Below are 11,296 nucleotides of genomic sequence, written 5' to 3' on the forward strand. Positions count from 1 at the left end.
ATTTCCGTCCTCTCCTGTTACCTTGCTATTCCTATTGCTCTATTCTTACCGACTATTTGTCCGTCTTCTCCACGATGGCAAAAGCTGCTGCAAGCTCTGTCTGATGCGTAATGCTGAGATGAATATCATACTGCTGGTCATATGGCAATTGAAGCCGTTCCCATGCCTGACTCGACAACGTTGCGACCGGGCGTCCCTTTTCGTCAGGAAGCACCTCGATATCTGTAAAACTCATCACACGGCCGATGCCGCAGCCAAACGCCTTGGACACCGCTTCCTTGGCTGCAAACCGGCCAGACACAAATTCAGTCATCCTTTTCCCTCGTTCAGCTGCCAATTTCCGCTCAGCCGGAGTCAAAATTCGATTCATAAATGCTTCGGCATGACGACCAGACAGCAGCTTCTGCATACGTCCGATCTCCAGTACATCGTTTCCAACTCCATATATCATTAACGATTCACCTGCTTAATCTTTTATGCTGTGTAGAATCTTGAATGGTTTCTATTCATCACTGCTCCGAACACGTATTCTATTGTAGCAGGAGGTAGAGCGAGAAGCGAGTACCTCACCGACATTCCCATTTATGTGAAAATAAGAATCAGGGAAGATATAGCTGGGCATGCAGCTTCGTCAGATGGAAACCTGGAATGGATCATAATGGATATCATCCAACCGATACTACAGCAAAAAGAGTCACTGCCTGATGCAGTGACTCTTTTTTTTCATTAACAAGCTAAATCATTCACCCTGTAAACTTTACACCAAGATGTTAGATGCCTGGGATGGCATTACGTTTATGGTGAGTGCGTGTATAGAATGACTCCAGACGCTCCTGCGCAGCAGGATCAATCTGTTTGCCTTCCAGGTAGTCGCTGTTATCCTCATAGGAAATGCCCAGTTCCTGTTCATCTGTCTGGCCTTCCCAAAGCCCTGCTGAGGGAGCCTTGTCCAGAATTTCGCGCGGAACACCAAGATATGCAGCGAGCTGACGAACCTGACGTTTGTTCAGGCTGCTCAGCGGTGTAATGTCAACCGCCCCATCGCCCCACTTCGTATAGAAGCCGGTGATGGCTTCGGAAGCATGATCCGTACCTACCACCAGCAGGTTTTCTTCAAAAGAAAGTGCGTATTGCATGACCATGCGGGTTCTTGCCTTTACATTCCCTTTGCCTTGTGGAGTCATATGACGTGGGCTGCCCATGGATTTGAAGCCTTGCTCCACTTCAAGCGCGATCTCATTGACCGCATCTTCAATATTGGTTTCCACCACATGCTTCAGGTCAAATGCCTTTGCAACCGCGTAGCTGTGATCGATATCGGATTGCTCACCGTATGGCTGGAACACTCCCAGTGTTTTGTATTCCTGGTTGTTCTCGGCTGTGAGTTCGTCTGTAGCCTTTTTGCACAACGCTGCAGCGACCGCACTGTCAATTCCGCCACTGATGGCAATAAGCAATCCTTTGGTACCGGAATTTTTCACATAGGATTTCAGAAAGTCAACGCGTTTGCGGACTTCCTCTTCTTCATTAATGCTTGGCTTAACCTTCAACTCAGCGATGATCTGTTGTTGCAAACTCATCGTTCAACACACCCCGTTTCTACATAAATGAAATTTGATGTCCAGCTTGAAAGGTCCGAATGGTTCAATAACCTTATTTGCTCAAAATGAAACGCCCCGGCATCGGTCATCCGAAGGGCGGGGCGCTCCTAGAGCTAATTAACGGCAGTAACGGTCAAATGCATTCGTGAGATCAGCCGCAATTTCCTCCGCAGAACGGTCTTCCACTTGGTGACGCTCGATAAAGTGAACGAGTTCACCGTCTTTCATCAGAGCAATGGAAGGTGAAGATGGAGGATACGGTGCAAAGTACTCACGTGCTTTTGCTGTAGCTTCTTTGTCCTGTCCGGCAAATACCGTATACAGGTGATCCGGTGTAATATCGTGCTGAAGCGCTTGAGATACACCTGGACGACACTGGCCTGCGGCACATCCGCACACCGAGTTAATCACGACAAGTGCTGTTCCTTTAGCATCTGGCAGACTAGCTTCTACTTCCTCAGGGGTACGCAATTCCTGAATACCCAGGCGAGTCAGCTCATCCCGCATCGGTTGAACCATATCTTTCATGTATTGATCAAATGACATCGACATTCGTTTCACTCCTTATTAATGGTTGTTCTATTATTTCGGGGAACATGTAATTGCCTCGGAATCCACAATCATCAATGCTCCGCCATACAAAACATGGATTTTAATGATGTGCTATCCCTATTATACATCGCCAAGCAATGAAAGCAAGGTTCAGACTCCGCCTGCGGTAAGGCTTCTTTCATATTATTATGTCTTGATCTCTGGCAAAATATGCTGCGCTTTTATCGTTGAAACGAAACCTTGAAGGTCGTGCCCTCGCCTTCCTGTGACTCCACCGTAATCGTTCCGTTGTGTCGTTCCACGATGCTTCGGCACATGGATAACCCGAGTCCGGTCCCTTTGGCTTTCGTCGTATAAAAAGGTTCAAACAGCTTCTCTTGCTTCGGTTGTGCTATGCCTGCACCTGTATCGTGTACACACAGCTCGACCTTGTCATCCACCATCCGCGTTTCGAGCGTCAGAACCCCTTTCTCTGTCATAGCTTCCATGCCGTTGCGAGCCAGATTGAGCACTACCTGCTTGATTTCTTTCGTATTCAGGTGCAGCTTAGGCACATTATGGTCAAGCATGAGTTCGATGCTCTGTCCACGCAGATTGGCATCCGCCCATAGCAGCGGGCTCAATTCATGAATAATGTCGTGCAACTGGGACTCTTCCTTTTCTGAGATCCGATTCTGGGCTAGGGAGAGAAAGTCATTGATGATGCTGTTTGCCCGGTCCAGCTCCTCCAGTACAATCTGATAGTAGTGATCTAGCGACTCAGGACTCTTCTCTTGCATTAATTGAAGGAAACCGCGTACAACCGCCATCGGATTCCGCACTTCATGAGTTATGCTGGCAGCCATCTGCCCCACCAGACTGAGGCGATCCACATTGTCCAGCTCGCTTCGCAGCATTTCCAGCTCAGTAATGTCCTGAATAATGAGCATGGCTCCCGTGACCTCTCTTGACCTTTCGTGTGAAAGAGAATAGATCGGCACGGTCCGTGATTGGAATACATAGGAGCCGTATCTTACGGTCATACCGTTGATTTCCCCATCCACAACCGCCTTACGTATACTGTTCTCCAATCTGTCAGCCTGCCCCTGTTCGACAAACTGGCTGACCGGGAGCCCAATCAGATTGGAAGTGGTCGTACAGGGGAGTTGATTTCTTGCTGTTTGCTCCATGGTATCATTAACAAACTGTACAGTTCCCTCCGGGTCCACTGTAGCGATGGATAATGGAACTGCGTTCAGTATTTGGTGAAGCTTTTCCGTTTCGGATATGTATTGATGATGAACTTCGGACAGATGTTGTTCAAGCCCCTGATGATGATGCATATGCTCAATCCAGAGCATACTAAAGCTGCCTGCAAGAACAGCACCAATGATGTACCCCAGCATGATGCCTATTCCTTGAGCTAGGGATAAAGTAGAATTTCCATCCATCAAAGGAATGCACAGCAGGGCGGATACAATCAATTCTGCTGCGATCAACGAGCTGACCATCGTTATTTTGCGTGAACGCGTATAGTGCTTGAATCGTCTGGCCGTCAACCATACAATAGGATAGAGAAGAATGCCTGTTTGAAGGAGAAACTCGTACAAGGTATAGGGATGTCCAATAAGAAAATAAGCGATTACATGGAGAAGGGTAAGCGTGAGGCCTATCACAGGCCGGCAGTACAATATGCTGATGGTAAGAGGTATCACACCCAATGAAATGGGAACGGCCGCGGGACTCGCATAATGGGCAAACAGCAAACAGAGCAGCATGCTGGCCGCACTTGTCACTGCCAGGCTGTTCAGCATCATTCTACTACGATCTGTCTTGGCCTGAACTTGTTTGGGAAGCCCCAGATAAAAAAAGGGAATCAGGAATACCGCAGAACCTGCAAGCAGCACCTGTAAAAGAATGTCCTTTAACGCAACCACCATGCCATCTCCCTCCTCGCCCGCACATTCCCTCATGTATTTCTGATTAAAACATAGGCGACAGTATATTACAATATATCCCTTGAGACTGCATAATAGAACAGTTGCTTTCATTATAAATGGTTAAAAATGTGTACCATTTGTCCTATTATCCTGCATAATTCGATTTTTAACGTCCAAGTGTACTATATATAGAAAACGGAAATAGCTGGAATCTATATGTGGTTTATTCAATTTCTTACCAGTGTTCAATTAAGTGTAATAAAGTAGACAAAATCAATGGAAAAAGAGGGTAATAATATATGTACGATGTCATTGTAATTGGTGGCGGTTCCGCAGGCTTAATGGCATGCGTTGCTGCTGCCGAGCACGGAGCCTCTGTGCTTCTGTTGGATAAGGGAGATCAACTGGGCCGCAAGCTCGGAATCTCCGGAGGCGGTCGCTGCAATGTGACCAATGCCAAAGAGACAGATGAATTGATCAGACATATTCCCGGTAACGGGCGTTTCTTATATAGTTCATTTCAAAATCTGGACAATCAGGGAATTATGCGTTTCTTCGAAAACCTGGGTATTGCCCTGAAGGAAGAAGACAATGGAAGAATGTTCCCGGTTACAGACAAGGCCAAAACGGTGGTCGATGCTCTGGTCGGGAAGGTGGTTTCTCTGGGTGTGGAGATTCGTACCAAAGAGCCTGTCACGGAGCTGATTCATGATGGACAGCATGTACAGGGTGTCAAGCTTGCCTCGGGGAAGACAGTCAAAGCCCATGCGGTCATTGTAGCAACTGGAGGCAAATCCGTACCTCAAACCGGTTCAACCGGGGATGGTTATCCTTGGGCTGAATCAGCCGGACATACAATTACGGAGCTTTACCCGACAGAGGTACCCATTGTTTCCGGTGAGAGCTGGATCCAATCCAGAGAACTTCAGGGGTTATCTTTGCGGGATGTAGGGTTATCCGTGCTGGATGCCAAAGGCAAGACTGTGATTTCGCATCGTGGTGATATGATCTTCACGCATTTTGGTGTATCGGGTCCTATCGCCCTCCGCTGCAGTCAGTTCATTCGTAAGGTACAAATGAAATCCGGCAGCACTCAGGTCACGATGAGCATTGATTTCTTTCCTGATCTCACTCCAGCTGCACTGGAAAGACAGGTCCAGCAGGTTCTGGAGCAAGAGTCACGCAAGGCAGTTAAGAACATTTTGAAAGCATGGGTACCTGAACGCATGATTCCATTACTGATGAAACGTGCCGAAATCAGCGAAGAGCTGACATTCCACCATTTTCCTAAGGGCATGCTGAGCACGTTATGCGGGCTGATGAAGGCTTTTACCTTCCGCGTGGATGGCACGCGTTCTCTCAAAGAGGCATTCGTCACTGGCGGAGGTGTGCACTTAAAGGAAATATACCCAAAAACAATGGAATCCAAGCTGCTGCCGGGTCTATTCTTTTGCGGTGAGGTTCTGGACATCCACGGCTACACTGGTGGGTATAACATTACCGCTGCATTCTCTACCGGATACACCGCTGGCATGCATGCCGCAGAGTACAAAAACGCCAGTAGTAAAGATAAATAAACATGCCAAAAACAAGAAAACCTCGAAGTGCCCACATGCTGTGGGACCCGAGGTTTTTTGACTATTCATCTGATTATGCTTTTACACTGCCGGAGAATCCATCCACTGAATCGTCAAAGGTTGGGTCATCGTCCCGATTATGCAATCCTTGTTGAAGCCCACTGTCCTGATTTCCATTTGCATAACCTTCTTGCCAATCCTCGTTAATGATATGAGCCGGAATGGATATATCCTGAAATTGATCAAACCCGTCTGTTTCAGCCAGGAACGCTGCGCTTCCTCCGTGTGACTGCACAATCTCCACCGCCGACTGTATATCCTGGCGATCGGTAGGAATGTACAATTCCAGCGGCCCCGATTGATACGGCTTATATCCAAGCTCCTTCAGCGTGGCCTCCGCCGCAAGCAATGCTGAATGGTCAGAAAAATGTACCTGAAGTTCACTATCGTCCATCATTCGTTTTTTCCTCCTCGCTACAGTTGATCTCTCCTATAGCATGGTCACTAATGGAAAACGATATGCGATTTCTACTGGAATACTTTAGCTTGAACGGGTCATTCGAATCCATCCTCCCACGGAAAGGCAGAAGAGTCCAAAGACCACGACAGCTGCTGCAACAATGACACTTAACAGCCAGCCAAGCCAGGTTATTCCCAAAGCCAAACCCATGATAAGGCCCAGCGGGATAAAAAGCATCCGAACCATCGTCAATCCTGCACGGTGCAGAGCAGCCGGGTCATAGGATAGGAGCTGCACGTAGTCTGAAGTCACGAACACATCCCATGAGCGATAAAACAGCAGGGTCAGCATAATAATCAGCAAGCAGCACACGATGACATTAACGGGAAAAGGGGGAAGCATGACTGCTGCTGTGGAGAGACTACCCAGCTGCAAATACAGTTTCATCGTGGAAGAGTCTCGAAAAAAAGCTTTGAAAGCCGTTTCGGCTGTCCGGTTGGACATGGAACGATTGCGCAGAAGCCTGCGCCTTTTGCGAAAAACGACTGTTTTTGTACGAGGAACCTTCGGCTTGGACACAGACTGACTTAACATAAGCGCTGTTAGCTTCAATCGACCTCGTAAATCCTCCCGTACATCCCCCTCAAACGTGCCCTTCATCAACAGCCTCATTTGGATCAAAGTGACAAGGATAAGGATTCCGACAAAGATTCCAGCAAGCTGTCTCCAGATCTCTCCGTCCATCCATGACGTTGTACGGATCGTAAAAAGTCCCAAGGCAATCGCGGCAGGGATGAGTCGAATCCAGCGTCTCCATCCGGTATTTCGCACCTTAATGATGTGCAGAGCGATCGCCTGAATTGAAGCTACTATACCAAACCAGAGCGCAAGGAGCGCGATAGGTGTAAATGACATGCCATAAACACGAGACCACAAGGGTGCGGTCAAGGCCGTAATCACAATCATTTTGCCCAAATGCAGCAAACAGGCTCGGAAAAGCCCTTGCTTCATTAAGGTCCGCATCCATAATGGTCTTGATTTCAGAAACAGCATGTCTGCTTCTTCCACAAAGATCAGTACACCGCCTGAGAGCATAACGATATCGATTAGCCCTGTCAGGACAGGCACAGATAGTTCAGTCGCCCATGTAGGCAGCGGTTTGGTCCATAAACTCGAATACCACCCAATCAGATACAGCAGCCCCGGAACCAGCAGATACAACCATACGGTCCAGTCCACTGCCAATCTCAGATTTTTTAACTGTCCATTGAAATGCTCTCGACGCCTGCGTCTATATAAACGAATTGGTGTATATCGCTCAGAGTTTCCCATCCCTCTATTCACCTCCCTGACTAGGATGTCAGTATATCAAAACAGTCGAATAAGGATAATTCGGGCTGCCCGGCGACAGCGCGAATCTCATCCAGCGTACCTTCAGCGGCCGATCTGCCTGCTGCAATCAGTACAAACCGGTCACAGATCCGTTCCGCTGTATCAAGTACATGCGTGGACATTAGCACCCCTGCCCCGCGGCGGCGTTCCTCATCAAGCAGCTGCAGGAAATCCTTCGTTGCGCGTGGATCCAGTCCAATAAAAGGCTCATCTACAATATATACATCAGGTGAGGCCAGGAAGCCGATCATCAGCATCATTTTCTGACGCATGCCTTTGGAAAAACTGCCGGGAAGATCATCGCGTACATGATCCATATTGAAACGAACCAGCAATTCCTCCGCTCTCGCAACAAATTCCCCTTCCTCCATTTCGTACGCCGCTGCCGCAAGATCAAGATGCTCCCAGAGAGTCATATATTCATAAAAGACAGGCTGCTCCGGGATGTAGGCATATCTGCCCTCTCCTCCAATTGCAATCTCAAACTCGGCGTGCTCCAGCAAGCCAAGCATCGTTTTGATGGTCGTGCTTTTGCCGGCCCCGTTTGGACCAATAATACCTACCAGTTCTCCTGGATACACCTGGATTTGGATGTTTTGTATCGTCGACTTGCCTGCTTCATATCCTGCCTCTGCTATATGTACGTCCAGTATGGACTGCTTCGATGCTGACTCCTCAATTTCGATCTTCATGGCCTTCACTCCCCGGTTAATGACTTGTCCAGTGTGTTCTCCATTATTCTAATGGAGTTATTAGCTTTGTGTTTGATCATTTTGAGCATCTTTAATGAATTAGAGGTGGACAATGAAAAACCTTTAAACACACAAAAAAAGCAGGGGTTCCGGAGCCCCTGCTTTTTCATGATTATCCAGTGGAAAATCATCTTACCGATTACAACCCACCACCGTTGTGGTTTCGCTCGTGGACACACTCTGGTTATGATGGTTGTCAATTAAGTACTGACACAATGATGCTATTCGCTTACAGCCACTGCCTCACTCGTCACCGTTACATCCATCTTTTTCGATCTGCGTTTTAATACATAGACCATTCCCAGAAGTGTCATTAAAATACCTGAACATACAAAGGCCGGGATAACACCAAACGATGTGACCAGAAATCCCCCTACAACAGGACCCATAATATTGCTTGCTGTCATGACGCTGCCAACAGTCCCAAATACACGCCCGGTCATGGCTTCAGGAGTTTGTTCCTGCAGCAAAATTTGAAAAGGCACCACGGCGAACCCAATTCCGATTCCTGCCAGGGCAAACATCAATATCAGCAGCAGGTTCGCACCCAGACCAGCATGCGGCCATACGCCAACAACAACGCCTGCTGCACCAATGACAAGTCCCGTTATTGATGTCCCCAGCCCCATCTTCAGCACATGCCCTGCTCTTTTCCACTTCCTCACACTCATGGCTGCAATCAACGTACCAACCCCACTGGCACCAACGCACCATCCCAACAGATCACTCGAAATTCCGGGCAGCTGTCTGAACAAGACAACGGTCTGGGAATCAGCAAATTGCAGGAACAGAATGGCGGATGCCAGCAAAATGAGAGAAGACCCTACCTGTGGAAGTGAAGCGAGCATACGAACGCCTTCCAGCGTATCCTTCAAGAAGACACCTTTCTCTCGGGATGAAATGCCCCTTTTTCCTTCTCCCTTACTTTCTTGTACGGACGGTCTTGCAGATTGGATCACCCGCTTACCCGGAATCCACAGCAAAATAATACCCGAGATGAGAAACGAGGCTGAATCCAGAATAAAACACCAGGTAATCCCAAAGGCTGCCACCAGCAATCCACCAAGCGCAGGACCTATAATTTTGGACATCTGTTCGATTACCGAGCTGATGGAAACGGCTTGAGCCAGCTGCTCATGCGGCACAAATTCCTTCAACTTCCCGTTCTTGGCGGGTGAGAATACGACGTCGAATAACGATTTGAGAATAAGCAATATGTATACATGCCAGATCTGATCGGCAAAAATGAACCCGGCAACAATCACGACTCGTGCAACGTCCGCCGCGATCATCAACCATTTCCGATTCATCCGATCCGCCAGCGCGCCTGCAAACGGCCCTGTTATCAGCACAGGCAGTGCCGCACAAAGTGTAGTAAACGTAATTTCCCACGGCGTAGCATTCCAACGTATCCCCACCAACGTCAAGATCGCCAACAGATGCAGCCAATCGCCCAGATTGGAGATGGCCTGTGCCACCATCAGTGTTACAAACGGACGGTTATGCTTCAGTCCGCGTTGTCCCTTCATTGTCATTTCCATTTCGCTTCTCCTCCACTTGCCGGAATGTTGATATGGTTTTAATTATATAAATTGGAACTTATTCCAACCTCCTTCCGGAGACGGAGAAGTGCCAACATCCGAAGGATGAACTTTCTCAGGTGCAAGCTGCCTTGGAGGAGGACGAATGCTTAAATTTTAAATGCTAAAAATGCAGATCTTGTGACATATCGCATGTTTTTCGTGGAAACAGAAGCTTACAATAAGGACATGGCGACAATCTGAATCGTCAAATGTAACCTACTCAACCCTATATAAGTTGAATATATCGATTACATGTTAATCGTAACGAAGAGGACAGAAAAAACCTGTAAAAGCAACGCGTTCACTTTATCACCGGATTTTAACTTTGAAAAAGATTCAAAAAAATCTGGGGATAACAGTGATTGGAGGGTTGTTCTGTCATCGTAGTGGTAGATAGTAACCTTATTATTTCAACTTATATCACTAAACTGAAAAGGCGGGATCAGCATGCTGGAATTACAAGAAATCGGAACCGAACGTTCACTTCATCTGTACCGCACCTTGGCCAAAACATTCAAGAGCGTGAATGAACACGCTGTATCCGGTAGCAAAGTGCACGGCTTCAACCCTACAGCATACGGGGTGCTGGAAGTGCTGTATATGAAAGGAGCACAGCCGATTCAACAGGTAGGCGCACAACTTCTGCTGCAGAGCGGGAACGTAACCTATGTCATTGATAAGCTGGAGCAAAAAGGACTCTTACTTCGCAAACACTGTCCGCAGGACAGACGGATTATATTTGTGGAACTGACAGATGAAGGTCACCGGACCATGGATGATATCTATCCAGGTTATGCACACAAGATCGATCGTGCAGTCAGTGGTCTGAGCGAGAGTGACAAGACATTGCTGTCTGAGTTGTTGGAAAGGCTTGCGCTTGGCGCAGACCGTCTATCCGCTAATGGTTGAAGAAATAACCAGGATGAATAGTAAAAAATAAAATAACCGGTTTCGCCCTTCTGCGGCGTAACCGGTTAATGCTGTGGAATCAACCCTACCTTATCCATATCAATACGGCGAGAACAACGATAACAAGGCCTCCGGCTGTTATTATGCTCGGCGCTTCCTTAGCTTACCAATCCATTTCAATATATATTGCCAAAACAAATAAACAAACGTAACGATCAGTACATATACATATGGCCCTGTATGCCGAAAAGCATCCATCCTGAGTACGAAGATTGCGAATAGAAGACCACATCCCGTCCCCAACAGGAAATAAGCTACAATTACATAAATCAACCTTGTACCAGCTCCCTTCATTTTCATTGAAGCAAGCACAGGATCGATGAACAGGGAGAAAGGCAGAATGAGGAATAGCATCGTTGCTGCATTGATCAGCAAACTTATGATCCATATATACCAAAAAGGATAGTAATACGTACCTTCTGCTCGTTCCGCCAAAGTCACCACTCTTGAAATCCCAACGTACAAAGAAATGGTTATGACGGTCAGCAAGG

The 11,296-nt window shown here is 47.5% G+C and carries 11 protein-coding genes; 2 read left to right on the forward strand and 9 right to left on the reverse strand.

Going from position 1 to position 11,296, the window contains the following annotated elements; all coding sequences use genetic code 11:
• Positions 1–52: 52 nt before the first annotated feature.
• From acpS to PIL01S_RS27045, 4 genes are all read right to left on the reverse strand, one after another.
• A complete protein-coding gene (gene acpS / locus PIL01S_RS27030) occupies positions 53–451 on the reverse strand; it encodes a holo-ACP synthase (RefSeq protein WP_127540765.1) in 399 nt (132 codons plus the stop codon).
• Positions 452–770: 319 nt separating this feature from the next.
• Positions 771–1,580 carry an ammonia-dependent NAD(+) synthetase gene (gene nadE / locus PIL01S_RS27035; protein WP_127540767.1) on the reverse strand — a complete coding sequence of 270 codons (810 nt, stop codon included), beginning with the start codon at positions 1,578–1,580 and terminating at the stop codon, positions 771–773.
• Positions 1,581–1,718: 138 nt separating this feature from the next.
• Positions 1,719–2,153 carry a BrxA/BrxB family bacilliredoxin gene (locus PIL01S_RS27040; RefSeq protein ID WP_095293217.1) on the reverse strand — a complete coding sequence of 145 codons (435 nt, stop codon included), beginning with the start codon at positions 2,151–2,153 and terminating at the stop codon, positions 1,719–1,721.
• A 221-nt stretch (positions 2,154–2,374) separates the two neighbouring features.
• A complete protein-coding gene (locus tag PIL01S_RS27045; protein WP_164764362.1) occupies positions 2,375–4,072 on the reverse strand; it encodes a two-component system sensor histidine kinase NtrB in 1,698 nt (565 codons plus the stop codon).
• 299 nt (positions 4,073–4,371) lie between these two features.
• Between PIL01S_RS27045 and PIL01S_RS27050 the strand changes: the two genes are divergently transcribed.
• Positions 4,372–5,649, forward strand: coding sequence for a BaiN/RdsA family NAD(P)/FAD-dependent oxidoreductase (locus tag PIL01S_RS27050; RefSeq protein WP_127540771.1), 1,278 nt, complete (start codon positions 4,372–4,374; stop codon positions 5,647–5,649).
• Positions 5,650–5,722: 73 nt separating this feature from the next.
• On the opposite strand, the gene PIL01S_RS27055 is transcribed toward PIL01S_RS27050, so the two are convergent.
• The 4 genes from PIL01S_RS27055 to PIL01S_RS27070 form a co-directional block, all read right to left on the reverse strand.
• The gene (locus tag PIL01S_RS27055; RefSeq protein WP_127540773.1) at positions 5,723–6,106 is read right to left on the reverse strand and encodes a hypothetical protein; all 384 of its coding nucleotides are present in this window, start codon (positions 6,104–6,106) and stop codon (positions 5,723–5,725) included.
• Between the two features lie 84 nt (positions 6,107–6,190).
• Positions 6,191–7,441 (reverse strand): ABC transporter permease, encoded by a 1,251-nt coding sequence (locus tag PIL01S_RS27060; RefSeq protein WP_127540775.1) that lies wholly within the window; start codon positions 7,439–7,441, stop codon positions 6,191–6,193.
• Positions 7,442–7,461: 20 nt separating this feature from the next.
• On the reverse strand, positions 7,462–8,193 hold the full coding sequence (locus PIL01S_RS27065) for an ABC transporter ATP-binding protein (protein ID WP_127540777.1): 732 nt from the start codon (positions 8,191–8,193) through the stop codon (positions 7,462–7,464).
• A gap of 281 nt (positions 8,194–8,474) precedes the next feature.
• Entirely contained in the window at positions 8,475–9,794 is a 1,320-nt protein-coding gene (locus PIL01S_RS27070) for an MFS transporter (protein ID WP_127540779.1), read from the reverse strand.
• Between the two features lie 489 nt (positions 9,795–10,283).
• On the opposite strand from PIL01S_RS27070, the gene PIL01S_RS27075 reads away from it, so the two are divergent.
• A complete protein-coding gene (locus tag PIL01S_RS27075) occupies positions 10,284–10,745 on the forward strand; it encodes a MarR family winged helix-turn-helix transcriptional regulator (RefSeq protein ID WP_127540781.1) in 462 nt (153 codons plus the stop codon).
• Positions 10,746–10,886: 141 nt separating this feature from the next.
• On the opposite strand, the gene PIL01S_RS27080 is transcribed toward PIL01S_RS27075, so the two are convergent.
• Positions 10,887–11,240 (reverse strand): hypothetical protein, encoded by a 354-nt coding sequence (locus tag PIL01S_RS27080; protein ID WP_127540783.1) that lies wholly within the window; start codon positions 11,238–11,240, stop codon positions 10,887–10,889.
• Between the last annotated feature and the right edge of the window lie 56 nt (positions 11,241–11,296).

The organism is Paenibacillus illinoisensis NBRC 15959 (genome assembly GCF_004000925.1).
Lineage (GTDB): Bacteria > Bacillota > Bacilli > Paenibacillales > Paenibacillaceae > Paenibacillus > Paenibacillus illinoisensis.

What these genes read in the sequence shown, in the direction of transcription:
- acpS (WP_127540765.1), bottom strand. Translation starts at nt 451, where the DNA reads ATGATATATGGAGTTGGAAACGATGTACTGGAGATCGGACGTATGCAG.
- nadE (WP_127540767.1), bottom strand. Translation starts at nt 1,580, where the DNA reads ATGAGTTTGCAACAACAGATCATCGCTGAGTTGAAGGTTAAGCCAAGC.
- PIL01S_RS27040 (WP_095293217.1), bottom strand. Translation starts at nt 2,153, where the DNA reads ATGTCGATGTCATTTGATCAATACATGAAAGATATGGTTCAACCGATG.
- PIL01S_RS27045 (WP_164764362.1), bottom strand. Translation starts at nt 4,072, where the DNA reads ATGGTGGTTGCGTTAAAGGACATTCTTTTACAGGTGCTGCTTGCAGGT.
- PIL01S_RS27050 (WP_127540771.1), top strand. Translation starts at nt 4,372, where the DNA reads ATGTACGATGTCATTGTAATTGGTGGCGGTTCCGCAGGCTTAATGGCA.
- PIL01S_RS27055 (WP_127540773.1), bottom strand. Translation starts at nt 6,106, where the DNA reads ATGATGGACGATAGTGAACTTCAGGTACATTTTTCTGACCATTCAGCA.
- PIL01S_RS27060 (WP_127540775.1), bottom strand. Translation starts at nt 7,441, where the DNA reads ATGGGAAACTCTGAGCGATATACACCAATTCGTTTATATAGACGCAGG.
- PIL01S_RS27065 (WP_127540777.1), bottom strand. Translation starts at nt 8,193, where the DNA reads ATGAAGATCGAAATTGAGGAGTCAGCATCGAAGCAGTCCATACTGGAC.
- PIL01S_RS27070 (WP_127540779.1), bottom strand. Translation starts at nt 9,794, where the DNA reads ATGGAAATGACAATGAAGGGACAACGCGGACTGAAGCATAACCGTCCG.
- PIL01S_RS27075 (WP_127540781.1), top strand. Translation starts at nt 10,284, where the DNA reads ATGCTGGAATTACAAGAAATCGGAACCGAACGTTCACTTCATCTGTAC.